Source organism: Streptomyces sp. JLSY215, assembly GCF_059682825.1.
The window spans coordinates 2,776,120-2,800,843 of sequence record NZ_CM185022.1 but is presented as its reverse complement, the minus strand read 5'-3'; the positions used below and the strand labels follow the sequence as shown (position 1 = coordinate 2,800,843).

General features: G+C 73.3%; 22 protein-coding genes, 3 tRNA genes and 1 pseudogene. 16 read left to right on the top strand and 10 right to left on the bottom strand.

Features of this window, described 5'->3' with window-relative positions; translation table 11 throughout:
- Positions 1 to 93: 93 nt before the first annotated feature.
- Positions 94 to 465 (top strand): divalent-cation tolerance protein CutA, encoded by a 372-nt coding sequence (cutA, locus tag AC5677_RS12555; RefSeq protein WP_497195118.1) that lies wholly within the window; start codon positions 94 to 96, stop codon positions 463 to 465.
- Positions 465 to 1,481: a trypsin-like serine peptidase gene (locus AC5677_RS12550; RefSeq protein ID WP_497195117.1), complete on the top strand. Its 1,017-nt coding sequence runs from the start codon at positions 465 to 467 to the stop codon at positions 1,479 to 1,481. The genes cutA and AC5677_RS12550 overlap by 1 nt, the downstream gene beginning before the upstream one ends.
- A gap of 49 nt (positions 1,482 to 1,530) precedes the next feature.
- Here the strand turns inward: AC5677_RS12550 and AC5677_RS12545 are convergent, their stop codons facing one another.
- Positions 1,531 to 2,238: a SanA/YdcF family protein gene (locus tag AC5677_RS12545; protein WP_497195116.1), complete on the bottom strand. Its 708-nt coding sequence runs from the start codon at positions 2,236 to 2,238 to the stop codon at positions 1,531 to 1,533.
- Between the two features lie 183 nt (positions 2,239 to 2,421).
- Here AC5677_RS12545 and AC5677_RS12540 point away from each other — a divergent pair, with 183 nt between their 5' ends.
- The 7 genes from AC5677_RS12540 (at position 2,422) to dnaG (ending at position 11,541) form a co-directional block, all read left to right on the top strand.
- Complete coding sequence (locus tag AC5677_RS12540) at positions 2,422 to 2,946, top strand: gamma-glutamylcyclotransferase family protein (protein ID WP_497195115.1); 525 nt, start codon at positions 2,422 to 2,424, stop codon at positions 2,944 to 2,946.
- 71 nt (positions 2,947 to 3,017) lie between these two features.
- A complete protein-coding gene (locus tag AC5677_RS12535; protein WP_497196596.1) occupies positions 3,018 to 3,989 on the top strand; it encodes an adenosine deaminase in 972 nt (323 codons plus the stop codon).
- Between the two features lie 549 nt (positions 3,990 to 4,538).
- Positions 4,539 to 5,507 carry a sirohydrochlorin chelatase gene (locus tag AC5677_RS12530; RefSeq protein ID WP_497195114.1) on the top strand — a complete coding sequence of 323 codons (969 nt, stop codon included), beginning with the start codon at positions 4,539 to 4,541 and terminating at the stop codon, positions 5,505 to 5,507.
- A 78-nt stretch (positions 5,508 to 5,585) separates the two neighbouring features.
- Positions 5,586 to 6,902, top strand: coding sequence for a deoxyguanosinetriphosphate triphosphohydrolase (locus tag AC5677_RS12525; protein ID WP_497195113.1), 1,317 nt, complete (start codon positions 5,586 to 5,588; stop codon positions 6,900 to 6,902).
- Positions 6,903 to 7,195: 293 nt separating this feature from the next.
- Positions 7,196 to 8,506: an NAD(P)/FAD-dependent oxidoreductase gene (locus AC5677_RS12520; RefSeq protein WP_497195112.1), complete on the top strand. Its 1,311-nt coding sequence runs from the start codon at positions 7,196 to 7,198 to the stop codon at positions 8,504 to 8,506.
- Positions 8,507 to 8,515: 9 nt separating this feature from the next.
- The gene (locus tag AC5677_RS12515) at positions 8,516 to 9,553 is read left to right on the top strand and encodes a pyridoxal-phosphate dependent enzyme (protein ID WP_497195111.1); all 1,038 of its coding nucleotides are present in this window, start codon (positions 8,516 to 8,518) and stop codon (positions 9,551 to 9,553) included.
- A gap of 83 nt (positions 9,554 to 9,636) precedes the next feature.
- Positions 9,637 to 11,541: a DNA primase gene (dnaG, locus tag AC5677_RS12510; RefSeq protein WP_497195110.1), complete on the top strand. Its 1,905-nt coding sequence runs from the start codon at positions 9,637 to 9,639 to the stop codon at positions 11,539 to 11,541.
- A gap of 12 nt (positions 11,542 to 11,553) precedes the next feature.
- Here the strand turns inward: dnaG and AC5677_RS12505 are convergent, their stop codons facing one another.
- Positions 11,554 to 12,666 carry a hypothetical protein gene (locus AC5677_RS12505; RefSeq protein WP_497195109.1) on the bottom strand — a complete coding sequence of 371 codons (1,113 nt, stop codon included), beginning with the start codon at positions 12,664 to 12,666 and terminating at the stop codon, positions 11,554 to 11,556.
- A gap of 243 nt (positions 12,667 to 12,909) precedes the next feature.
- Here AC5677_RS12505 and AC5677_RS12500 point away from each other — a divergent pair, with 243 nt between their 5' ends.
- Positions 12,910 to 14,187 carry an RNA polymerase sigma factor gene (locus AC5677_RS12500; RefSeq protein ID WP_497195108.1) on the top strand — a complete coding sequence of 426 codons (1,278 nt, stop codon included), beginning with the start codon at positions 12,910 to 12,912 and terminating at the stop codon, positions 14,185 to 14,187.
- A gap of 27 nt (positions 14,188 to 14,214) precedes the next feature.
- On the opposite strand, the gene AC5677_RS12495 is transcribed toward AC5677_RS12500, so the two are convergent.
- Together AC5677_RS12495 and AC5677_RS12490 are read right to left on the bottom strand one after the other, a co-directional pair.
- Positions 14,215 to 15,696: an FGGY family carbohydrate kinase gene (locus AC5677_RS12495; protein WP_497195107.1), complete on the bottom strand. Its 1,482-nt coding sequence runs from the start codon at positions 15,694 to 15,696 to the stop codon at positions 14,215 to 14,217.
- 103 nt (positions 15,697 to 15,799) lie between these two features.
- A complete protein-coding gene (locus tag AC5677_RS12490; protein ID WP_497195106.1) occupies positions 15,800 to 16,099 on the bottom strand; it encodes a YtxH domain-containing protein in 300 nt (99 codons plus the stop codon).
- Between the two features lie 264 nt (positions 16,100 to 16,363).
- Here AC5677_RS12490 and AC5677_RS12485 point away from each other — a divergent pair.
- The 6 genes from AC5677_RS12485 to AC5677_RS12460 all read left to right on the top strand — a co-directional run bounded on the left by AC5677_RS12485 (position 16,364) and on the right by AC5677_RS12460 (position 19,851).
- Positions 16,364 to 16,436: transfer RNA gene (locus AC5677_RS12485), tRNA-Asn, on the top strand.
- 5 nt (positions 16,437 to 16,441) lie between these two features.
- A tRNA-Asn gene (locus AC5677_RS12480) sits at positions 16,442 to 16,514 on the top strand.
- A 192-nt stretch (positions 16,515 to 16,706) separates the two neighbouring features.
- A tRNA-Ile gene (locus tag AC5677_RS12475) sits at positions 16,707 to 16,783 on the top strand.
- Positions 16,784 to 17,889: 1,106 nt separating this feature from the next.
- Complete coding sequence (locus AC5677_RS12470; protein ID WP_497195105.1) at positions 17,890 to 18,609, top strand: maleylpyruvate isomerase family mycothiol-dependent enzyme; 720 nt, start codon at positions 17,890 to 17,892, stop codon at positions 18,607 to 18,609.
- A 241-nt stretch (positions 18,610 to 18,850) separates the two neighbouring features.
- On the top strand, positions 18,851 to 19,249 hold the full coding sequence (gene trxA / locus AC5677_RS12465) for a thioredoxin (protein WP_497195104.1): 399 nt from the start codon (positions 18,851 to 18,853) through the stop codon (positions 19,247 to 19,249).
- 5 nt (positions 19,250 to 19,254) lie between these two features.
- The gene (locus tag AC5677_RS12460; protein ID WP_497195103.1) at positions 19,255 to 19,851 is read left to right on the top strand and encodes a histidine phosphatase family protein; all 597 of its coding nucleotides are present in this window, start codon (positions 19,255 to 19,257) and stop codon (positions 19,849 to 19,851) included.
- 126 nt (positions 19,852 to 19,977) lie between these two features.
- Here the strand turns inward: AC5677_RS12460 and AC5677_RS12455 are convergent, their stop codons facing one another.
- The 6 genes and pseudogenes from AC5677_RS12455 to AC5677_RS12430 all read right to left on the bottom strand — a co-directional run bounded on the left by AC5677_RS12455 (position 19,978) and on the right by AC5677_RS12430 (position 24,677).
- Complete coding sequence (locus tag AC5677_RS12455; protein WP_497195102.1) at positions 19,978 to 21,006, bottom strand: rod shape-determining protein; 1,029 nt, start codon at positions 21,004 to 21,006, stop codon at positions 19,978 to 19,980.
- A gap of 138 nt (positions 21,007 to 21,144) precedes the next feature.
- Positions 21,145 to 21,753, bottom strand: a complete 609-nt coding sequence (locus AC5677_RS12450; protein WP_497195101.1) for a hypothetical protein — start codon at positions 21,751 to 21,753, stop codon at positions 21,145 to 21,147.
- On the bottom strand, positions 21,737 to 22,657 hold the full coding sequence (locus AC5677_RS12445; RefSeq protein WP_497195100.1) for an FkbM family methyltransferase: 921 nt from the start codon (positions 22,655 to 22,657) through the stop codon (positions 21,737 to 21,739). The genes AC5677_RS12450 and AC5677_RS12445 overlap by 17 nt, the downstream gene beginning before the upstream one ends.
- 92 nt (positions 22,658 to 22,749) lie before the next feature.
- A pseudogene (locus AC5677_RS12440) lies at positions 22,750 to 22,953 on the bottom strand (Trm112 family protein); the annotation flags it as partial.
- Positions 22,940 to 23,917 (bottom strand): DMT family transporter, encoded by a 978-nt coding sequence (locus tag AC5677_RS12435; protein WP_497195099.1) that lies wholly within the window; start codon positions 23,915 to 23,917, stop codon positions 22,940 to 22,942. The pseudogene AC5677_RS12440 and the gene AC5677_RS12435, both read right to left, overlap by 14 nt.
- Positions 23,918 to 23,921: 4 nt before the next feature.
- Positions 23,922 to 24,677 carry a class I SAM-dependent methyltransferase gene (locus AC5677_RS12430; protein WP_497195098.1) on the bottom strand — a complete coding sequence of 252 codons (756 nt, stop codon included), beginning with the start codon at positions 24,675 to 24,677 and terminating at the stop codon, positions 23,922 to 23,924.
- Positions 24,678 to 24,724: the final 47 nt, after the last annotated feature.

Genomic DNA, 24,724 nt, shown 5'->3' with positions numbered 1-24,724 from the left:
GCGGTGATCACGGTCCGTACGATTGCGGGGCGATCACCCCGTACGCCGTCGACCGAGATCCGCCCCTGCCCCCCACCGCGAAGGATGCGCACCGTGGCCGACCCCGAACCGTTGCAGCCCCCCGAACTGACCGATCCGGGCGGGCAGTCGGCCCGCTTCCTGACCGTCATGACGACCACCGACGGCGCGCACAAGGCCGAGCGGCTGGCGCGCGGCGCGATCGAGGGCCGGCTCGCGGCCTGCGCGCAGATCGGGGCGCCGGTGACCTCGGTCTACCGGTGGGAGGGCGTCGTCGAGACCAGCCAGGAATGGCAGGTGCTGTTCAAGACGGCGGCCGCGCGGTACGAGGCGCTGGAGGCCTATCTCCTCGACGCGCACGACTACGAGACGCCCGAGATCATCGCCACCCCGATCACCCGGGGCGGCGCCGGCTACCTGGCCTGGGTTGCGAAGGAGACGAACTGATGCGGCAGCGATGGGGGAGGACGGCGGCCGTCGCGCTCGGCGTCACGCTGGGCCTGGCGGCGGCACCGGTCGGCGGTGTGGCCATGGCCGCCGGCACGACCGACGGCCCGGTCGGCGGAACACTGGACGGAGTACTGGACGACGGCGCGGTCGACGGCGGCCACGACGGGACCGCCCGCACGCCCTGGACCAGCAAGGACGCCGCCGCCTACTGGACGCCCGCGCGGATGGCAGCCGCCATAGCGCACGCCCCCGGCAAGGGCCGGCCCCGCACCGCGCCCGTCCCGCCCGCCGGGGCCGTCGCGCGGCCCCCGGCCAGGCCGCAACTCGCGCCCACCGCACGCCACTTCGGCGGCGTCCCGTCCGTCGGCGTGCTGTTCACCGTCGACAGCGACGCGAAGACGCACCACTGCACCGCCAGCGTGGTGCACAGCCCGCAGGGCAATCTGATCCTCACCGCGGGCCACTGCAACCCGGGCAAGCGCGCGGCCTTCGTCCCGCAGTACCGGTCCGGCGCCACCACCCAGCCGTACGGGATCTGGGCGATCGGCGAGACCTTCGACTACGCCGACCGCGGCACCACCGGGGACGGCGCCGACCTCGACTTCGCGTTCGCGACCGTCGCACCCGACGACCAGGGCCGTACCGTCGAATCGGTCACCGGCGGCAACACCCTTGCCGCCACCCCCGGATACACCAACAAGGTCACCGTCATCGGCTACCCCAGCGTCCGCAACGACCCGCAGGACCGCGCCGTACGCTGCGACACCCGCACCACCCGGCTGACCGGCACGCGTCAACTGCGCATGGAATGCGGCGGGTTCTACGGCGGCACATCGGGCAGCCCCTGGCTGTCGCACTACGACGAGCGCACCCGCACGGGCCGGATCATCGGCCTGATCGGCGGCCTCAACGGCGGCGGCCCGACCGGCCCGCACAGCGACCGCACCTCCTACAGCCCCTACTTCGACGCCGCCATCTTCGACCTGTACGCCCGCGCCATCCAGGAAAGCTGAGAAGGCCCGGCGGAGGCGCCCCGCCAAGGACCTGCCCCACCGGACAGGCCTAACGGAGCGCCTCCGCCACGCCCTTCTCGCGCGGCCCCAGGAAATGCGGATCGGGCCGCAGCACCGCGTCCGCCGCCGCCTTCCCCGCCGCGAAGATCTCCCGCACACCGCCATAGGCCCACGTCACATCGTGTGTGGCGGCGACCCCGACGCCGTACGCATCGATCCCGGCCGCCTCGCACAGGGCCAGCGCCCGCCGGATGTGAAAGCCCTGGCTGACCAGCACCGCACGGTTCACGCCGAAGATCCGGTGCGCGCGGCTGCACGAGTCCCAGGTGTCGAAGCCCGCGTAATCGCTGACGATCTTCCGGGCCGGGACGCCGTGCCGCAGCAGATAGCCGCGCATCGCGTCCGGCTCGTCGTAGTCGTGGGTGCTGTTGTCGCCGGTCACCAGGACGGCGCGGACCGTGCCGCGGGCGTAGAGGTCGGCCGCCGCGTCCAGGCGATGGGCGAGATACGGCGACGGCTTGCCGTCCCACAGACCCGCGCCGAAGACCACGGCAACCGGGGCGGCGGGCGCCTCGGCGACCGTACGGACCCGGGGACCGCCCGTGGCGTTCATCCACGTCGCGGGCGCCAGCGCCAGCACCGTCAGCGCCACCACGGCCTGGTAGGCGCGGCGCCACCCCCGCCGGGTCCGCGGCAGCCGTATCCGGCGCGCCCCCTCGCCTCTCCGCCCCGCAGACCCCGGCCCCTGCCCTGGCATCTCCCGCCCCCGTTCCCGGTGGTGACCGGTTCCCGTCCCGCACTGGTGATCGTCGTCGCAAGCTGCGACGCCCCGGGGCCGGTGATGGTTGCACCAGCGGCCCGGCAGGGTTGCACTGGGGACACAACACCACAGCTCAGACAGCCCCTGGCACCCGGCACCCCTGGAAAGGACCGACCGCCCATGACCACCGACCCCGAGCGGCTGCCGTTCTTCGTCTACGGAACGCTGCGCCCCGGCGAGGCCAACCACGCCTGGACACTGCGCGGCCGCACCGCCACCGAGGAGCCCGCCCGGATCACCGGCGCGCTGCTCTACGACGGCCCCGGATATCCGTACGCGATAGCCGGGCCCCCGGACGCGGTCGTCCACGGCACCCTCATCCTGCCCCGCGACGCCGACTACGACGAGGTGCGCGCGGTCCTGGACCGGCTGGAGGGCTACGCCCCCGGCGACCCGGAGAACCTCTACGAGCGGGTGGTCACCGAAGCCGTCCGCCCCGACGGCGGCACCGAACGCGCCTGGGTCTACTTGGCGGCCGCACCTCTCGCCGCCCGGCTGCGCGCCAGCGGGACCCTCATCGAAGGCGGTTGCTGGCAGGGCGCCGCGGCGGCCCCGGAGCGGGATCCCGGCCCGGACCGGCCCGCCGCTAACCTGGACAATCCCTCGCGTACCGAGGACCCCTCCCGTACCGCAGAACAGGTGTGACCCGCGTGCCTTCCTCCCCGCCCCCTTCGTCTCCCTCGTCCGGCCCTTCCGCCGCAGCCGCCGCGAAGCCGCTGCCCAAGGCGGAACTGCACCTCCACATCGAAGGCACCCTGGAACCCGAGCTGGCCTTCGCCCTCGCCGAACGCAACGGCGTCACCCTCCCGTACGCCACCCAGGACGAGCTGCGCCGCGCCTACTCCTTCACCGACCTGCAGTCCTTCCTCAACCTCTACTACGCGCTGATGGCCGTACTGCGCACCGAGGACGACTTCGCGGACCTCACCCACGCCTACCTTGCGCGCGCCAAGGAGCAGGGCGTCCGGCACGCCGAGATCTTCTTCGACCCGCAGGCGCACACCGCCCGCGGCGTCCCGATCGGCACGGTCATCCGCGGGCTGTCCCGCGCCCTGGACGCCGCCCAGGAGACGTACGGCATCACCACCCGGCTCATCATGTGCTTCCTGCGCGACGAGAGCGCCGAATCGGCCCTGGCGACCTTCGAGGCGGCCCGCCCCCACCTCGACCGGATCACGGCCGTCGGCCTGGACTCGGCCGAGGTCGGGCACCCGCCGTCGAAGTTCAAGGAGGTCTACGCGCTGGCACGGGAGGCCGGACTCAAGTGCGTGGCGCACGCGGGCGAGGAGGGGCCGCCCGCCTACGTCTGGGAGGCCCTGGACGTCCTCGGCGTGGACCGCATCGACCACGGCGTGCGCTCCCTGGAGGACGAGCGCCTGGTGGCACGCCTCGTGGCCGACCAGATCCCGCTCACCGTCTGCCCCCTCTCCAACGTCCGGCTCCGCGTCATCGACGACCTCGCCGACCACCCGCTCCCCGCGATGCTCGACGCCGGCCTCCTGGTCACCGTCAACTCCGACGACCCGGCCTACTTCGGCGGCTACGCACACGACAACTTCACCGCGGTACGCGACGCCCTCGGCCTCGACGACGCGACGCTGCGCACCCTCGCCCGCAACTCCTTCAAGGCGTCGTTCCTGGACGAGGAGACGCGGGCGGCCTATCTGAAGGAGATCGAGGCGCACTAGGCGGCGGGGGCTGCGGGGGCGCCTCGTAACCCGTCCTCCTGGGTGGGGCCGTAGGGCCGGGGCCGGTTCGCGGTGGCTTGGTGGGTGGGGCCGGAGGGGACGCCCCGTAACCCGTCCTCGGGCCGGGCGCTTCTGGTCCCGGACACAGGAACCCCGGCGTCCGCTCCGGTCCCTGCGGGCGGGTTACGGGACATCCCCTCCGGCGGCCGACGCGGGCGACCGTCCCGCCGTACCGATCGCTGTTACGGCACGGGGCGAGGCGATGAGGCGTACCCGTCGTCTCCCTGGGCCGGGACGGGCAGTGCCACCGGGCCGCAGACGGGACACGTAGGCCGGAGGGGATGTACGGGTGTCCGCCCGCAGGGACCGGAGCGAACGGGGGGCCGCCCTTCCTACGGACCAGAAGCGCCCGGCCCGAGGACGGACACCCGTGCGTCCCCTCCGGCCCCCCCCCGCGGCACCAACGCACCCCGGCCCGGTCGCTGGAACGGCACACGGATGTCGCTGCCGCGAAACGGAACCGCAACGACCGGCTGCCACGCTCCCGCCATGACGGAGCCGACAGCGCACCAGCCCGCCCCGCCGGCCGCCCCGATCGACCTCGCCCCGTGCGACGACTCCACCGCACCCGGGGCCGTCGGGGACCGCGACCCCGTGCCCCTGGGACCGGCCGGCCTCGCCACCGAGATCACCGCCCAGCTGAGCACCCAGCTCAGCCGGGTCCGGCTGCACGGCTTCCGGCGGCCGCCACGCCCCGCACCCGCCCCCGGCGACACCGCCCCCACCCTGGTCGCCGTCGCCCACGGCAGCCGCGACCCGCGCGCCCTCCCCACCGCCCGCGCCCTGCTCGACCGGGTCCGCGCGCTGCGCCCCGGCCTGCCCGTGCGGCTCGGCCACATCGAGCTGAACCGGCCGCTGCTCGCCGACACCCTCGACGCACTGCGCGGCGCGGCCGTCCTCGTACCGCTGCTGTTCGGCCACGGCCACCACGTCACCCACGACCTGCCCGCCGCCCTGGCGGCCGCGCCCCACCTGGACGGCCGGATCGCCGCGCCGCTGGGCCCGCACCCCCTGCTGGCGGAGGCGCTGCACGACCGCCTCCTGGAGGCCGGCTTCCCGCAGGCGCCCGCCCGCCCCCGCACCGCCGTCGTCCTGGCCTCGGCCGGCTCCCGGGCCGCGCGCTCCACCGAGGACACCGCCCGCATCGGCCGGCTCCTCTCGACCCGGCTGGGCGGCATACCCGTACTCGCCGCTCACGCGTCTGCCGCCACCCCCACCGTCCCCGAAGCCGTCCGTCTGCTCACCGACCGCGGCCACGACCGCATAGCCGTCGCCGCCTGCTTCACCGCCCCCGGCCGCTTCGCCACCCAGTGCGCCCGACACGCCCCCCGCATCGCCGCCGCGCCCCTCGGCGACCACCCCGCCCTGGCCCGGCTCGTGCTCCACCGCTATGACCAGGCGCGGCACCGTACGCCGTGGTGGACCGGGGCAGGGGCCGTCGCTGGTTGCTGTCCGTAGCTGGGGGGCGTGACGCCGCCTGCTCCTGGCGCGTACCGGATCCGGCCCGCACGGCATCAAGGCGGCTACCGTCGCTGTATGACGGGCACACCATCGACAACCGGCCAGGCCCCCGGCACCCTGGGCTACACCGAGGCGGACGCCGAACGCTGGGTCGCCGAGCCCGACAAACGCCCCGGCCGCACGGCCTTTCAGCGCGACCGGGCGCGCGTCCTGCACTCCGCCGCGCTGCGCCGCCTGGCCGGCAAGACCCAGGTCGTCACCCCCGGCACCCTCACCCACGCCTGGGACGCCAGCCCCCGCACCCGGCTGACCCACTCCCTGGAATGCGCCCAGGTGGGCCGCGAACTGGGCGCCGCCCTCGGCTGCGACCCGGACCTGGTCGAGGCCGCCTGCCTGGCGCACGACCTCGGCCACCCGCCCTTCGGGCACAACGGCGAGCAGGCCCTCAACGAAGTGGCCGCGCCCTGCGGCGGCTTCGAAGGGAACGCCCAGTCGCTGCGGCTGCTGGCCCGCCTGGAGCCCAAGCGGTTCGTGCCCGCCCCGGACGGCACGACCGTCAGCGTCGGCCTCAACCTCACCCGCGCCACCCTGGACGCCGCCACCAAATACCCCTGGCCGCGCGGCGCGCACCCCACCGACCCCGCCTCCTCGAAGTTCGGCGTCTACGCGGACGACCTGCCGGTCTTCGACTGGTTCCGGCAGGGCGCGCCCGCCGCCGCGCGCAGCTTCGAGGCGCAGGTCATGGACTGGTCCGACGATGTGGCGTACTCGGTGCACGACGTCGAGGACGGCCTGCACGCCGGCCATCTCGACCCCAACCTCCTGCTCGCCGACGCCGAACGCGCCGAGATCTTCGCGGTCGCCGCCGAGCGCTATGCGCCCGGCGCCGGCATCGAGGAGCTGGCCGCCGCCCTGGACCGCCTCCTGGAGCAGGAGTGGTGGCCGCACGGCTACGACGGCACGGCGCTCGCCCAGGCCCGCCTCAAGGACGCCACCAGCCAGCTCATCGGCCGCTTCTGCCTGGCCGCCGAGGGCGCCACCCGGGCCGCCTGGGGCACCGGACGCCTCACCCGTTACGCCGCGCAGCTGGTGGTTCCGGACGAAACACGGCTGGAATGCGCCGTTTTGAAAGCCGTCGCCGACCGGTACGTCATGCAGCGCCCCGACCAGGAAGCCCTCCGGGCCGACCAGCGCATCGTCATCGCCGAACTCGGCGAGGCGCTGCTCTCCCGCGCCCCCGACGGCCTTGATCCGCAGTTCCGTTCGCTGTTCGACGCCGCCGGGGACGACACCGCCCGGATGCGGGCCGTCGTCGACCAGATCGCGGCCCTCACCGACGCCTCGGCGCGGTCTCTTCACGCCCGCCTCACGCGTCGCCCTGGTAACGCTTAGGGCAACCCAGGGTGATCCTGGGGAGGAAGTCCCCCTTCCGCCCTCACCCTCCGTGCGGGACGCTCGAACACGTCCGTTCCGCACGGGGAACCCCGACGGCGCCGGATCCATCAACACGGGGAAGGGACCCAAGGAATTCACGGAGCCCAAGGGGCTTGGGGAAACGCAGCCGAGGAAGCGCACGCACGCAAGGAAGCGGAGGGCGGAGAACGGGGGGCAGGAAAACGGGGGCAGCACCGGGGCGTTCACGGACGCGGACGCGGCCGTACGGCACCGCAACGAGGAGGAAGCAAGTGGTCGACGCACACCAGACGTTCGTCATCGTCGGAGGTGGCCTGGCCGGGGCGAAGGCAGCCGAGACGCTCCGCTCGGAGGGCTTCACCGGCCGGGTGATCCTCATCTGTGACGAGCGCGACCACCCCTACGAACGCCCCCCGCTCTCCAAGGGGTATCTGCTCGGCAAGGAGGAGCGGGACAGCGTCTTCGTCCACGAACCCGCCTGGTACGCCCAGGCACACATCGAACTGCACCTCGGCCAGCCCGCCGTCCACCTGGACGCCGCGGCCAGGACCGTACGCCTCGGCGACGGCACCCTGATCGCCTACGACAAGCTGCTGCTCGCCACCGGCGCCGAACCCCGCCGCCTGGACATCCCCGGCACGGGACTCGCCGGAGTGCACCACCTGCGCCGCCTCGCCCACGCCGAACTCCTGCGCGGCGTACTGGCCTCGCTCGGCCGCGACAGCTCGGCACCCGAAGAGGCAGCGGAGAGCCGAGGCGGAGCGAAGCGGAACGGCCACCTCGTCATCGCCGGCGCCGGCTGGATCGGCCTGGAGGTCGCCGCCGCCGCCCGCTCCTACGGCGCCGAGGTGACCGTCGTCGAGTCCGCGCCGACACCGCTGCACGGCGTCCTAGGCCCCGAAATCGGCGCGATGTTCACCGACCTGCACCGCGAACACGGCGTCCGCTTCCACTTCGGCGCCCGCTTCACCGAGATCGTCGGCCAGGACGGCATGGTGCTCGCGGTCCGCACCGACGACGGCGAGGAACACCCCGCCCACGACGTGCTCGCCGCCATCGGCGCCGCCCCGCGCACCGCACTCGCCCAGCAGGCCGGCCTCGCCCTCGTCGACCGCGCGGACGGCGGCGGCATCGCCGTCGACGCCACCCTGCGCACCTCCGACCCGCACATCTACGCCGCCGGCGACGTCGCGGCCGCCGACCACCCCCTCCTCGACGGCCGGATCCGCGTCGAACACTGGGCCAACGCCCTCAACGGCGGCCCCGCCGCCGCCCGCGCCATGCTCGGCCAGGACGTCAGCTACGACCGCATCCCGTACTTCTTCTCCGACCAGTACGACCTGGGCATGGAGTACTCCGGCTACGCACCGCCCGGCTCCTACGACCAGGTGGTGTGCCGGGGCGACGTCGGCAAGCGGGAGTTCATCGCCTTCTGGCTTTCCGAGGGCCGCCTCCTGGCAGGCATGAACGTCAACGTCTGGGACGTCAGCGACACCATTCAGCAACTGATCCGCGCCGGAACGCCGTTGGACACCGGCGCGCTGGCCGATCCGGAGGTTCCGCTGGACTCGCTGCTCCCGTAGCGTGCCCGTATGACCGCGCGTACGACCCCCGGCGCCACCGGCCCCGGCGCAGCCGTCCCGGCCGTCACCCTCGATGACGTCCGGGACGCCGCCGGCCGGCTGGCGGGCATCGCCCACCGCACGCCCGTGCTGCGCTCGCGGACCCTGGACGCGCTGGTCGGCGCCGAGGTCCACCTCAAATGCGAGAACTTCCAGCGGATCGGCGCCTTCAAATTCCGCGGCGCCTACAACGCCCTCTCCCGGCTCTCCCCGGAGCAGCTGGCCCGCGGTGTCGTCGCCCACTCCTCCGGCAACCACGCCCAGGCGGTCGCGCTGGCCGCCCGCGAGCTGGGCAGCCACGCCGTCATCGTGATGCCCGAGGACGCACCGCGCTCCAAACGGGACGCCACCGCCGGATACGGCGCCGAGATCGTCACCTACGACCGCTACACCGGCGACCGCACCGCCCTCAGCCGCCGGCTGGCCGACGAGCGCGGCCTGGCCCTGATCCCGCCGTACGACCATCCTCAGGTCATCGCCGGACAGGGCACCGCCGCCCTGGAGCTGATCGAGGAGACCGGCCCGCTGGACGCGCTGCTGGCACCGGTCGGCGGGGGCGGCCTGATGGCGGGCTCGGCCATCGCCGCCACGGCCCTCGTGCCCGGCATCCGCATGATCGGCGTCGAACCGGAGGCGGGCGACGACACCCTGCGCTCCCTGGAGGCCGGCCACCCCGTCACCATCCCCGTCCCGCGCACCATCGCCGACGGGCAGGCCGTCGAGGCGCCCGGCGATCTGACCTTCGCCGTCAACCAGCGGCTCCTCGACCGCATCGTCCTCGTCACCGACGACGACATCCGCGCCGCCATGAAGCTGGCCTTCGAGCGGCTCAAGATCGTCACCGAGCCGAGCGGCGCCAGCGCGCTCGCCGCCCTCCTCGCCCGGCGCGTCGACCTTCCCCCGGTGCCCGGACGGCCCGGACGGCCCTCCCGCCCGCCCCGTATCGGCGTGATCATCTCGGGCGGCAACATCGGCCTGGACCGCTTCATCGAGCTGCTGTCGGGCTGACGCCGGGCCGGTGCCGGGCGGTACGACCGTGCCGGGACGGCCGCGCGGCGGGGACTGTCCGACCCCCACCGTAGAATTCACGCGTGGCAGGCAGGATCAACGATGACGATGTGAAGGCGGTACGGGACGCGGTCCCGATCGACGCCGTCGTGTCCGAGTACCTCCAGCTCCGCAACGCCGGCGGCGGCAACCTCAAGGGCCTGTGCCCCTTCCACGACGAGAAGTCCCCCTCCTTCCACGTCAGCCCCGCCAAGGGCCTCTACCACTGCTTCGGCTGCCAGGAGGGCGGCGACACCGTCGACTTCATCATGAAGATCGACCACCTCTCGTTCGCCGAAACCATCGAGCGCCTCGCCTCCCAGGCCGGCATCACCCTGCGTTACGAAGAGGGCGGCTACACCCCCGGCCGCCAGCAGGGCGAACGCACCCGCCTGGTGGAGGCCCACAAAGCCGCCGCCCAGTTCTACGTCGACCAGCTCGACAGCCCCGAGGCCGAGATCGGCCGCGCCTTCCTCGCCGAGCGCGGCTTCGACCAGGCCGCCGCCCAGCACTTCGGCGTCGGCTACAGCCCCGCCGGCTGGGACCACCTCACCCGCTTCCTGCGCGGCCGCGGCTTCAGCGACCAGGAGCTGATCCTCTCCGGCCTCTCCCAGGAAGGCCGCCGCGGCCCCATCGACCGCTTCCGCGGCCGCCTGATGTGGCCGATCCGCGATATCGCCGGCGAGGTCGTCGGCTTCGGCGCCCGCAAGCTCCGCGACGACGACAACGGCCCCAAATACCTCAACACCCCCGAGACCCCCCTCTACCGCAAGTCCCAGGTCCTCTACGGCATCGACCTCGCCAAGAAGGAGATCGCCAAGACCAACCGCGCCGTGGTCGTCGAGGGCTATACCGACGTCATGGCCTGCCACCTCGCGGGCATCACCACCGCCATCGCCACCTGCGGCACGTCCTTCGGTGAGGGCCACATCAAGATCCTGCGCCGCCTCCTGATGGACAACTCCGGCTCCGAGGTCGTCTTCACCTTCGACGGCGACGCCGCCGGCCAGAAGGCCGCCCTGCGCGCCTTCGAGGACGATCAGAAGTTCGCCGCCGAGACCTCCATCGCCATCACCCCCGGTGGCATGGACCCCTGCGATCTGCGCCTCGCCAAGGGCGACGCGGCCGTCGCCGACCTCGTCGAGTCCCGCACCCCCCTCTTCGAGTTCGCCCTCCGCCATGTCGTCTCGCGCCACAACCTCGACACCACCGTCGGCCGCGCCGCCGCCCTCGACGAAGCCGCCCCCATCGTCGCCCACATCAAGAACAGCTCCATCCAGCACGAATCCGCCGTTCAGCTGGCCGGCATGCTCGGCATCCTGGACACCCAGTTCGTCGTCCGCAGGGTCGGCCAGCTGGCCCGCTGGGCCCGCGAACGCGGCCGCGACGGCCAGCAGCCCGGCCGCACTCCCCGCCGCACACCGGCCGCCGAGGCGCCGCCGCAGCAGCCGGCCGCCCCCCGAGGCCCGGCCCTCAACCTCCGCAGCCCCGCCCACCGCGTCGAACGCGAACTCCTCAAGCTCGCCCTCCAGCGCCCCGACCTGGTCTCCCCGGCCTTCGACGCCTATGGGCTCGACGAGTTCACCGCCCCGCCGTACGCCACGGTCCGCCAGTGCATCGAGGACGCCGGCGGCGCCGCGTCGGCCGGCCAGGACTACCTCCCCCGGGTCATCGACGCCGCCGCCGACGACACCGTCCGCGCCATGGTCAGAGAGCTCGCCGTGGAGCCCCTGCACACCCGCCGCGACCCCGACGAGGCCTACGCCGGCGTCCAGTTGGTCGCCGTCCGCCTCGCCGCCGTCAATCAGCGCGTCACGGAAATCCGCGGCACCCTCCAGCGCCTCGGCCCCCGCGCCGACCCCGAACACCTCGCCGCCGTACAGAACGAACTCTGGGTCCTCCAGCAGTACGGCCAGTCCCTCCGCGAACGCGGCTACGCCGCTCTCTAGGTCTCCCGGCCGCTAGAAGAGGCGGACGCGCATCTGATGCTGATGCGTGAGGTTCGCGAGGATCTCGCGCAACCACGGACTGCGGACGGCCGGCAGCCGGACCAGGGTGCGCTCGAACGCTCCCCAATCGGCCCGGAACGGGTGACGGGGCCGCGGCGCGGGCGGATCGTCGCGGAGGACGCCGTCGGGCATGGCGCCCGACGCGGGGACGGGCAGGTGCGGCTCGGGGAAGGCCAGCCACCGCCACACCCCGAACGGCAGCGGCACCGGATACGCCGAAGAGGCCGGGCCGGCCGCCGTCCAGATCTCCCCCGTCCGCGGATGGGCCGGCACGAGGAGGATGCCGGCGTCCACGTCGGGGGCGGGCCGTCCCGGTCCGGCCAGAACGGCGCGCCGCGCCGGCGGCCCCGCGGGCAGCAGGGTGTCGAGGGCGCGCTGGAACACTTCACCGACCAGGCCGTCCGGGACGGTCACCGGCCGGCCCTCCGAGGCCGCCAGCAGGTGGGCGAGCGCCTGCCCGGCCGCCGCCTCCCACCGCGGGCTCCACGACCACCGGCAGTCCGGCCCCAGCGGCGCCCCCCACCTGGCGATCGGCTCGAACGGGGGCGTGCCCTCCCCCTCCGCCATCAGCTCCTCCCAGGAGAGCGGCGCGTCGCCGGCGCCGGCGACGGGCAGGCGGCGCACGGCGCCCGGTTCGAGCCACACCGCCTGCCAGAGCGAACAGTCGTCGATCCGGCTCGCCACGGGCAGACCGCACGCCTCGCAGGCCATGTTGGGGCCGTCGCCCCAGTCGAGGCCGCAGCAGTAGCCGCCGGCCTTCTCCGGGATCAGCAGCGTGCCGCGGGCATCGCCGGGGGAGATGACGATCGCGCCGGGCGGGCCGTCGGGCAGACCGTCGACCGGCGCGTGGACACCGCGGGCCGCTGCCTCGTCCGGATCGATGTCCTCCCACCTCCGCCACGGCGGACCCGAGGGCTCCGGGTCCACGGCGAACGTGCCCGCCTCCATGAGCACCGGGAGTTGAGTCCCGTTCCCGTACGTCTGATGAGCGTGGGGCGGCAGGGCGACCTGGGACAGCGGGGCGGTCAGCCTGGCGCCGCATCCCGCACATACGAAAACGAACAAATGTCCTCCGGCTGGGAAACAGGGGCATCGTCGCAGCCCGGCGGCGGCCCGCCAACGCATTTCCCGCCCGCCGCGGGGCCGGAACGCCGCCACGGCGTGCCGCGTCCGAGCGCCCCTCGGACCGCCTCCGTCCCGTGGACCCCCCGCAACACCCTGCGGTAGCCGTCCGGTCACGGAACGGACTCAAAAAGTGGACGCACGCCCCTCGTGGCGGGCGTGTGTCGTACCCCACACTGAGGAGCGGTGCCTGAGTCCTCGGAGCGCGGCGGGTCCGGTTGCCCTGATCCGGAAACCCCCGCGCCGCCGCTCTTGACGTACGGGACGGACGGCGGCTCGGCCGCATCCGTACCCGGCCTTTCTGCCGCCTTCGCAGCGATCACCCTGGAGGTCGCCCCCGTGCAGACCCGGACCCTCGCCGACCCGCCGGCCACCGCGGAGGCGGCCACACAGCCGATCACCGTGCCACAGCAGCCCGGGGCACCCGCCGCCGAGACGCCCACCGAGGAGACGCCCACCGAGGAGACGCCCACCGAGGAGACCGCCCCGGAGCCCCCGGAGGCCGCGGAGCATCCCGAGCCGCCGGAGCCCTCGCCCCGACCCGACACGGCCGGCCCCTCCTCCGACCTCTTCCGCCAGTACCTCCGCGAAATCGGCCGGATCCCGCTGCTCAGCGCCGCCGAGGAGGTCGAACTCGCCCGCCGCGTCGAGGCCGGCCTCTTCGCCGAGGCGAAGCTCACCGGCACCCCCGACCTGGACTCCCAACTCACCTACGACCTCGACCGGTTGGTGGTCCTGGGCCGGATCGCCAAACGCCGCCTGATCGAGGCCAACCTCCGCCTCGTCGTCTCCGTCGCCAAACGCTACGTCGGCCGCGGCCTGACCATGCTCGACCTCGTCCAGGAGGGAAACCTCGGACTGATCCGCGCCGTCGAGAAATTCGACTACGCCCGCGGCTACAAGTTCTCGACCTACGCCACCTGGTGGATCCGCCAGGCCATGTCCCGCGCCCTCGCCGACCAGGCCCGCACCATCCGCGTCCCCGTCCACGTCGTCGAACTGATCAACCGCGTCATCCGCGTCCAGCGCCGGATGCTCCAGGAGCGCGGCTACGAACCCACCCCCGACGAGGTCGCCGCCCACCTCGACCTCACCGAGGAACGCGTCAGCGAGGTCCTGCGCCTGGCCCAGGAGCCGGTCTCCCTGCACGCACCCGTCGGCGAGGAGGACGACGTCGCCCTCGGCGACCTCATCGAGGACGGCGACGCCGCCTCACCCGTCGAATCCGCCGCCTTCCTCCTGCTGCGCGAACACCTCGACGCCGTCCTGTCCACCCTCGGCGAACGCGAACGCAAGGTCGTCCAGCTCCGCTACGGCCTCGCCGACGGCCGCCCCCGCACCCTGGAGGAAATCGGCCGCATCTTCGGCGTCACCCGCGAGCGGATACGGCAGATCGAATCCAAGACCCTCAACAAACTCCGCGACCACGCCTTCGCCGACCAGCTGCGGGGCTACCTCGACTGACGACGCCCCGCCCGCGGCCGCTACGGCTCACGCCTCCTGCCGGAACGCCTCCGGGTGGGCCTCATCGCGCACCACCCCGTACTGCTGCCGCACCGCCTGCCCGACCGCCAGCCCCTCACCCGGCTCGAACACCTGGCTGGCGGCCGCCGGCCACTGCGGCGGGTCCACCCACGCGGAACCGCCGCCCGGCGCCTGCTCCGCACCGGCCGCCGGGCCGAGCGTGCCATGGGCCACCCCCCACGCCCAGGCCGCCTGCCGGGCCGCGCCCAGCGCCGCGTACTCGGCCGGCTGCGGCACCACGACCTGCACCCCGAACACGCCGGGCGCCGCCTCCTGCACCGCACCCAGCTCCGCCGCCGCACCCAGCAGGAACACCCGGCGCACCGCCATCCCCCGCCCCCGCAGCACATCCAGCGCATCCGCGAGCCCGCAGAGCATGCCCTCCACGGCCGCCCGCGCCAGATGCTCCGGCTTCATGCTCTCCCGCCGCATCCCGTGCAACGACCCGGCCGTATGCGGCAGATGCGGCGTCCGCTCACCCTCCAGATACGGCAGCATCACCATGCCGTACGCACCCGGCGACGACTTCAGCGCCAGGTCGGACAGCCCCTCCAGATCCGTCCCGAGCATCTCCGCGGCGCCCCGCAGCACCCGCACCGCATTGGTCGTGTGCACCACCGGCAGATGCCGCCCGGTGGCGTCCGCGAACGACGTGATCGTGCCCGTCGGATCCGCCAGCGCCTCGTGATGAATCCCGAAGACGGACCCCGAAGCGCCCAGCGAGACCACCGCATCGCCCTCGCCGACGCCCAGCCCGAACGCCGCCGCCATCGTCTCGCCCGTACCGGCCGAGATCAGCAGCCCCTCCGGCGTGAAACCCGCCGTCCCGGACGGCCCCAGCACCTCCGGCAGCCGCACCTGATGGCCCAGCGCCAGCTCGATCAGATCCGGCCGGTACGACCCGGTCGCCGCCGACCAGAACCCCGTCGCCGAGGCCCCGCCCCGGTCCGTCGTATGCCGCGCCGGCCGCCCCAGCAGCTGCCACGCCAGCCAGTCGTGCGGCTGCATGACCTCGACGATCCGCGCCGCGTTCTCCGGCTCGGTACGCGCCAGCCAGCGCAGCTTCGTCACCGGATGCGCCGCCTGCGGCACCGCCCCCACGGCCTGCGCCCACGCGCTCCGCCCGCCCAGCGCATCCACCAGGTCCGCGGCCGCGCTCTGCGCCCGCTTGTCGTTGCCCACCAGCGCGGGCCGTACGAGATTGCCCTCCGCGTCCAGCGGCACCAGCCCGTGCTGCTGCGCCGAGACCCCGATCGCCTGCACGCCCTCCAACAGCCCGTTGCCCGCGGCCTCGCCCAGCGACATCAGCCACGCCTGCGGATCGGCCTCCGGCCCCTTCTCGACGGGGTGCGGCGCATACCCCCGCCTGATGACGGCACCCGTATCCGCATCGCAGACCACGATGCGTGTGCTTGCGGACGAACTGTCCAACCCGGCGACTATCCCCATGCCCCGATTTTGCCCCATGCGACGGAAAAACGGAGAAGAGAGCGCCCGGGAGCGCCCGGGGCCGCCCAGGTCACGGCCGGAGGCCGGGCAGCCCGCCGCGGGGTCAGGTGTTGCTGGTGCCCCAGTCGTCCTCGTTGTTCGAGCGCTGCTCCCGCAGCGAGCGCACCCGGTCGCTGACGGACGCCGGCAACCGGTCGCTCACCTTGGCCGAAACCGTCCCGAAGGCCCGCGACGCGGCCTGCCGCCCGCTGAGCGCCGCGGACTCGGCGGTGTTCCGTACGGCGGGGTTCTGCGCGATCCGCTGGGCGCCCTTGCGCAGCTGCTCGTACCGCTCCCGGCCGGCCCGCGTGCCGAACACGTATCCGATGGCCAGTCCCGCGATGAACGTGAGCCGGTAGCGCATCGCTCCACCTTCCCTCTCGTCGGTCCCGCGCGCCGTCGCCGAAGCCGCCGCGCTCCGATGCCGCTCGATGTGGCCCGATGCCCGTACGCACCGGACCGCCGGGCCGTGCCGCCCGCCTACCCGCCGGGCCCGGAGATCACCCGGAGCCGCCGGTGGGGATACCGATTGGCGGAGCACCCCCCTGCTTGCGCTAATGTATGTGTCGCAGCGAGCGCGCGCCGTCCGGAGCCCCGGACGGGAGTGCATTCGAGGCACACAGAGCAATCCCCTGTAGCTCAATTGGCAGAGCAGCCGGCTGTTAACCGGCAGGTTACTGGTTCGAGTCCAGTCGGGGGAGCTCAATCCCCTGTAGCTCAATTGGCAGAGCATTCGGCTGTTAACCGGAGGGTTACTGGTTCGAGTCCAGTCGGGGGAGCAGAAAGAACGAGGACCCCGCAAGGGGTCCTTTTTCTTGTGCCCGTGGAACCGAACCACCCGTGATCGAAGTCTTCTTGGGCGTGCACGGCCGCACGACGGCAGCCCAACGGAAGCCCACACGGGCAGCAGATCGTATGAGCGGCTATGCTGCGGCAGACGGCGCGCACAAATGTGCGCGGCGCGCCGTGGAGGGGCGGTAGCTCAGCCGGTTAGAGCAGCGGACTCATAATCCGTCGGCCGTGGGTTCGAGTCCCACCCGCCCCACCACAGCCTGGTAACGCAGAAACGATCGGACCAGGTGAGACGCACTGACAAGGGTCGCCACGGACACCGTGGCGGCCCTTGTTCCGTTCTTCGGCCACGCTCTGACGGCCTTGCCGCGGCTGTGTGGTGTCCATGCGGCGGTCGCGCGGTGACCGCCGGAGCGGATCAGGGGGCAGGGAGCGCGCGGCCCCCCTGGCGCGCGCCTCACGCTCCTCGCTCGCTCGGTCGATCGGTTGTTCGGTGTGTGGCAGCGCTGTGTGCAGGGTCCGGCGGGAAGTCGCGGTGTAGAGGCCATGGTTGGCGACCTGACGAACCGGCGGAACGCGGCCCCGCGGCCGGTGTTCGGGGCGCGGTTTCGGGTGATCGGGTGACCTCTCCATCGGAGTGACCTCCGCCTTGGGGGCGTGGCTGCCCGGGGCCGCGGGCGGCTGTGGGGGGCCGTGATGCGGAGAAGGGGGCCGGCCCGGGGAATTCGTCATGCGAGGTGTTGGATATTCGCAGGATCGGCTGCTTTATGGGAAATGCCGGAAAATTGCCGGCCTGAGGCGTGTCGCCGTGCCGCCCTGCGATGAATATCGCGAGCGGAATACCGCCGCTGCGTCGGGCGTCGGGCGTCGGGCGTCGGGTGTCGGGTGTCGGGGGAAGAGGGGCCGGGCGGCCTCGGCCGGGTCGTTCCCGGTGAACGGGGCTCCGCGGGGCCGGTGTGCCGGTTGTCTCCTCGTGCTGCATTCGGGTCCACAACTGTGCGGTGGGGGTGGGGCGCTGAGGTGCCGTGACCTGGCGCCGGACCTGTTTGCCGACCGGGCCGTCGGGAGGGGGCGGGCATCTCTGTCGGGCGCCTCTTGCGCTCGTTTCCTGTGGCCGGCGCATCCACCGCGGCGCACCATGGAGGCCCCGGCGAGGATCAGGGCGAACGACGGCTCGGAGGGCGAGCTGGTTTGGCCGAGGGGTGCGCGAACTCGAAGTGCCGAGGAGGTGTGGGGGGTACGGGTATGAGCAGGAGAAGGGGTGCGGGTGAATCCCGTGATGCGGCAATGAGTTTCTGCTTCGCGGAATAGAGTGGATCTTCTCGGGGTCGGGATCACCGGATACGGAGAGATGGGGAGACGTTGGACGCCTTGGAGATCGCGCTGCTGGCCTCGGTCGAGGAATCGACGAAGCGGTTCGTGGAGACGATCGGCGGACTCACCGATCGGCAGGTCACCGGGGAGACCTTGATTCCGCCCTGGACGCGAGGCCATGTCATCACCCATGTGGCGCGGGCCGCGGACAGCCTCTGCCGCTTGCTGGAGGGCGCGCGGACCCGGACCGAGATCCCCCAGTACGCGAGCATGGCCGCGCGCGAGCAGGAGATCGAGGCCGGGGCGGGGCGCCCGGTCGCCGCGCTGCTCGATGACGTCATCGAGAGCGCGGCCCGTTTCGACTCGGCCGTGCGGGCGCTCTCGCCGGAGGCCTGGCGGCGCCGCGTACGGCTGCGCACCGGGGAACTGCGCACACCCGGGAGCCTGGTGGCGACACGGGTACGGGAGCTGGAGGTCCACCACGCGGACCTGGCGGCCGGATATGCCTTCGGGGACGTCCCCGAAGCCGCGGCCCGGTTCGTCATCGACGACGTCATCGGCGCGCTGGAGGGGCGGGACGGGGTGCCGGGGATGCGGATCGAGGCGACCGACGTGGACCTGGTCCGGGCCATCGGCGCCGGCGGCGGTCCCCTCATCCGGGGGCCGCTCGGCGATCTCCTGGCCTGGATCACCGGGCGGGGCCAGGCGGCGGTGGGGCTGACCGTCTCCGGGGCCCAGGGCGTGCCGGATGCGCCGTACTGGATCTGATGCCCGGCCGCCCCGTTGCCCGCGGTCCGGCCGGCGGCGCTCGCGGCCGCCGCGTGGCCGGGCCCGTGCCGGTCGGCCGCGTGGGGATTGCCACCCCGATCGGATGTCTAGGACGCCGCCCGGTGGGCAGGGGAGCGGGACGGTCCGCTGGTCGGATGCGGAATACGGCGAGGACGGTGGCCGTTACCGCAGCTGGACACGGACCGGACATCGACCCCAGACCGGAAGCAGGGAAGCACGTATGAGCACGGTAGAGCTCACCAAGGAAAACTTCGACGAGATCGTCTCCGGCAACGACTTCGTCCTGATCGACTTCTGGGCCGAGTGGTGCGGCCCGTGCAAGCAGTTCGGCCCGGTCTTCGAGCGGTCGTCCGAGAAGCACGACGACCTGACCTTCGCCAAGGTCGACACGGAAGCCCAGCCCGAGCTGGCGCAGGCCTTCCAGATCCAGTCCATCCCGACCGTGATGATCGTCCGCGACAACATCGCGGTGTTCGCCCAGCCCGGGGCGCTGCCGGAGGCCGCCCTGGAGGATGTCATCGGCCAGGCCCGCAATCTGGACATGGACGAGGTCCGCGCCTCGGTCGCCGAGGCCCAGCAGGCCGAGCAGGCACAGAACGACCAGGGGCAGCAGGCGTAAGGCACATGAGCGAGCTGCTGCTGATCCGGCACGGCGAGACCGAGTGGAGCCGCAACGGCCGGCACACCGGCCGGACCGACCTGCCGCTCACCGCGGACGGCGAGGAGCAGGCCCGTGCGCTGCGGCCCCTGCTCTCCGGCCGCAAGATCGGGCAGGTGTACGCCAGCCCGATGGTGCGGGCCCTGCGCACGGCCGAGCTCGCGGGCCTCGCGCAGCCGCAGGTAGATCCTGACCTCCAGGAATGGGACTACGGCGGCTATGAGGGCATCTCGACGGCCGAGATCCACCGCAGCAGGCCCGACTGGTATCTCTTCCGCGACGGGGTCGCCCCCGGCCCCGCCGAGTACCCGGGGGAGACGCCCGAACAGGTCGGAGCGCGCGCCGACCGGGTGCTGGCGCGGATCGCGCCGTACCTCGAGGGGGACGAAGGGGATGTGGCCCTGGTGGCCCATGCCCACTTCCTGCGCGTACTGACCGCCCGCCGGCTCGGCCTGCCGGCCGCCGCGGGCGGGCTGTTCACCTTCGGGACCGGGGCGGTCGGCGTCCTGGGGACCGAGCACGACCGGCCCGCGGTGGTCGCCTGGAACGCCCGGAGTCTGTGACCTGGGCGGACCGGTCCGACTGGTGCGACCGGTCCGACTGGTTCGAGGGAACCGACTGGTTCGAGGGGACCGGCGGGGTCGCTGTGGAGCGAGCCGCTACGGAGCGAGGCGCAGCGAAGCGAGTCGTTACGACGCCATGGGATCGAGGTGCAGGGGCTCCACCTTGCCCTCGATCATGGCGCCCAGCCCCTGCACCGCGCAGGTGTCGGGCCGGTCCGCGATATGCACCGGCATGTTGGTGGCCTGCTGGAGCATCGGCTCCAGACCGGGGGTCAGCGCACTGCCGCCGGCGAGCATGATGCCGCGCTCCCCGAGATCGGCCACCAGATCCGGCGGGCAGTTGCGCAGCACCGCCCCGATGCCGTCGAGGATCGCGGTCAGCGGGGTGGTGATGGCCTTCAGCACCCGCTCGGTGTCGACACGTACGGAGCGCGCCAGCCCGCTGACCACATCCCGGCCGTGCACCTCGGCGGAGGAGGCGTGCCCGTTGTCACCGGCCAGCATCAGCTGGAGGGGGCGGACGGCCTGGCCCGGCAGCATCAGCTCATGCTGCAGCCGCATGTGCTGGATGACCGCGTGGACGATGGTGTTGCCACCCACCGGAACGGTCTCCGCGGCCACGACCGAACCGACCGAGAGCACCGCGATCTGCGTGGTGCCCGCCCCGCACATCACGATCATGGTCGCTTCCGCCTGCTCCACCGGCAGACCGCAGCCCACCGCCGCCGCGATCAGCGTGTCCACCAGCTCCACCCGCCGGGCCCCCAGCCCGGTCAGCGTCTCCACGGCGGCCCGCTGCGCCAGCGGCTCGCTGCCGTACGGCATGCACACCGCGACCCGCATCGAGGGTCGGCGCCGCCACGTCTTGCGCAGCTTGTCGCCGACCAGGTTGCGCAGCAGCCGCTGGGCCATCTCGATGTCCACGACCGTGCCGCCGGTGACCGGGCGCACCACGCGGATGTGGTCGGGCGTACGGCCCTCCATCACCTCTGCCTGGGCGCCGACGGCCAGCAGTGCCCCGGTACGGACATTGACGGCGGCGACCGAGGGCTCATCGACGATCAGCCCCTGGTTCTTGACATACACCCTTGTCCGGGCCGCGCCGAGGTCGACCGCAACGGAGCAGCGCCGAAGCTGGGCGATGCTTATGTTCATGGAGGATTCCTCCCCTTAAGGGCCGTTAATGGGTGGAGTGTGCGTAAGGGTCACTCCTGGCCATCGTGGGGCGAGCGGCTGTCAGCTGCCCGTTGGGGAGGTCCGGTTGGGGGACGCGGTGGGCCGGGCGGCGGCGGGTCAGTCCACCAGCCGTTGGAACAGGCCCCAGGTGAATTCCGTGACGAGGGCGTGCGGCCCGGGGTCCGGCTCGGGGCCGGGGACCGTGCAGGCCAGCGCCCAGCGGGTGGGGGCGCTGCCCTCCATCGGGCGGGCCGGGGGGAAGGCGCGGGCCACCTCGTCGACCGTGCAGGACCACGGCACGAGGTCCGCGGTGGTGCGGAGCGCGGGGGCGGCGGCGCCCGGGGCGCGCACGAGCCAGGCGTTCCATACGACGCCGCGCGCGGCGGTCAGGACCTCGAACCGCAGATCCGGCCAGAGCGGGACCGGCCAGGTCAAGGCATCGCAGGTCAGGTCGCCGATGCGGCGGGCGCGTACGGTCTCGGGGGCGCCGAGCAGCGCGCGGTAGGGCTGCAGGCCGCCGGGCGCCCGGGGCGCGTGCATCCGCGCCTGCCAGCGGCGGTTGGCCGCGCGCAGATCCGCGCGCGAGACCCCCAGCGTGCGTAGCGCGTCCTCGACGAGACCGGGCTGGTGGTCGGCCATGCGGCGCAGCAGGACGAGCTGGAAGGCGAGGGGGCCGGGCAGGCCGGTGGGGCCGGTCGGAGGGGCATTGTCAGTGCCGGCGTTCATGATGGACATGGTCGTGGACGCCCGGGGGGCCGGGGAAGCCGGGGGCGTCGTGGGTGTCACGGGTGTCACGGGTGCCCTGGGTGTCATGGGCGGAGGTGGAGTGCGGGGGGCCGGCCCGGCGCCCGGTGCGGGCGGTGCCGGGGCGGCTGCCGGGCTGGGCGTCGGCGGGGAGGAAGAGCACGGAATTGACGTAGCGGCGGTGCGGGGCGAGGGAGCGGCGGAGCAGGCCGTGTTCGGCGACATGGGAGGTACGGGACTGATGAGCGGGCAGATCGAAGTCGGCCAGCGGTGTCCAGCGGTCGTGCGGCAGGACCCAGCCGCGATAGCCACGGGCGGCCGTCCAGTCGAGGACGGGCGTCAGCGGCTGGATCCGGGTCTCCAGCTCGATGAACAGCGCGGGTAGTTCACGCTCGATGGTGCCCGCCGCACCGCGCAGTACTGCCAGCTCGCCGCCGTCCACATCGATCTTGATGAGCGTGACGGAGGTCAGCTCCAGCGCATCCAAGGGCAGGCAGGGCACATCCAGTGCGGCGCCGTGCAGTTCACGGCGGACGAGCGAGGAGACGCCGCGGTCGCCGCGGCCGTCCGGCGGCAGCCAGAGCGTGGCGCAGCCGGAATGGTCGGCGGCAGCGGCGGAGACCACATCGACATGCGCCGGGGTGACCGAGGCGATCAGACGGGCCAGATGCGGTACGGGCTCGATGGTGACGACCCGGTCCGCCCGCCGGGCCAGCCGCCGGGTCCACGGCCCGAACCACCCTCCGACGTCCACGGCCGTGCCGCCCGGCGGACAGAATTCGGCCAGCCGTCCGAGCTCCGGCTCGAACCGCGGATAGAGCCCGGCCGCCACCGCCGCCACCAGCCGGCCGGGCAGCCGCGGCCCCAGCCGCGCGGCAAGCGTCACGACGCCGGCTCCGCGTCGGAGGGCGAGGGTGCTGCCGGGGTGGAGGCAGGGGCGGGGGACGGCTCGTCGCCCGGAGCCTTTGGGGCCGCGTCCGTGAGTCGGCCGAGGATGCGGTCGTGCTCGGCATCGGAGACCTGTTCTCCGGAAGAGGGGAGGAGTTGGGGGATGCCGTTGACGATCGGATAGCGGCGGCGCAGCCGGGGGTTGTAGAGGGCGTCGTCGGGGGTGAGGAGGGACAGCGGCCCCTTGTCGAGCGGGCAGGCGAGGATCTTCAGCAGCGGGTCATCGGGCTTCATGGCTCAACTCCTGGGTGCCGGTGGGTGGTTCGGGGCGGGGCGGATCGGGCGCGGGACGCGGGGCGCGAGGCGGCGGGGGTGCGGGAGTGTCATGACGGGGCAGGGCCAGCAGGACGGTGAGGGCCACGGCCGTGCCGCCGAGCCGCAGCGCCAGCCGAAGGGGTTCGGCCGGCAGCGGCTCGCCGAATGCGACGGTGCCGCAGGCGACCGTGAAGACGCAGGTGATGGTGGAACAGACCGGGACGATGACGGAGGCGCGGCACCGCTGCAGCGCGGTCTGGGAGAGCACCAGACCGGTCGCCCCGGTGAACAGGAGAAGGTAGGGGTACGGCGAGCGGAGCAGCTGCCCGGCGGCGGCCGGAATGTTGTGCGTGGTCAGCAGGCCGGAGACGCCCTTGATGGCCAGTGAGCTGACGCCGTAGAGCAGCCCGACGGCCACCCCGTACGGGACTCCCGCGGTCGGCAGGCGATGGCGGCGCCTGGCGCGCCGTTCCGCCGAGCCGTACAGCAGCAGTCCCGCGGCCAGGGAGGGGACGGCGATGGCGAGCAGCGTGGCGGGCGGTGCGGTGCGGGCGATGGTCCGCGCGTCGTCGCCCTGGAGGGAGGCGACGACCATCACCAGCGCCACGAGGATCGCCACGATGCTCCGCCGCTCCCGGCCGCTGGTCCGCTCGCCCAGCACCACCGAGGACAGAAGCAGCAGCAGGACCAGGCCCGAGACGAAGATGCCCTGCGCGGCGGCGATGGGGAGGGTGCGGTAGACGGCGAGCTGGGCGGCGAACCCGGCGGCCAGCGCGAGCGAGCCGCCGATCCACAGCGGGCTGCTGAGCAGGTGGCGGACGACCCGAGCGGGCTGACGAGTGCTCAGCGCGGGCAGCGTGGACAGGGCGCGCTTCTCCAGTACGAAGCCGCCGCTGTACAGGACGTTGGCGAGCAGCGCGGACGCCACGCCCCACCAGAGCATCGCTCTACTTCCTTCGCCGGCGGGCGTGGGCGAGGAGGAGGGAAGCCAGCGACGGAATGTGGCAGGCGGCGCGGTCGAGGGGGCGCAGCGGGCGCGGTACGTCGTGGTAGGGCGCGCCGGCGATGCGGATGACGTCGAAGCCGGAGGCGCTGAGGAGGCCGCGCAGCGCGCGGGCGGTGCAGAGCCGCAGATGGCCGACGACCTGGGTGCCGGGGCGGCCGTGGATATGGCGCAGGCTCACCTCCGAGAAGACGGGCTGGACCCCGGCGAGCAGGAGTCCGCGGTTGTACCAGGCGGCGAGGTTGGGGGTGGAGAGCATGAGGTGGCCACCGGGGCGCAGCACGCGGTGGAGTTCGTCCAGAGCGGCGTCCGGGTCGACGAGATGCTCGATGACCTCGCTGAAGAGCACGGCATCGGCGGAGCCGGTCGCGAACGGCAGCCCGCCGTCGGTCAGTTCGCCGCGGATGGCGCACGGGATACGGGACCGGGCACGGCGCAGCGCGTCCTGTGACCAGTCGACGCCGATCAGACGGTGGCCGGCCAGGACGCTCGCGGCGGTGGCGGCCGCGGTGCCGTCGCCGCAGCCGATGTCCAGGATGGTCGCGGGCGGCGCTCCGCCGCGCACGGGGCCGAGGGCGCGGGCCAGGAGCCGGGCCTGCCGTCGGCTCCGGGCGGCGCCGGACGCGACGGGGACGGCCGGGTTTTCGTAGAAGTCCCGCAGTCCGGCGGGGGACCGGGCCGGGGCGGTGGGCCCGGCCACGGTGGTGGGCCGCCGGGCCGAGGCGGTGGATTGGTCCGCAGTGGTGG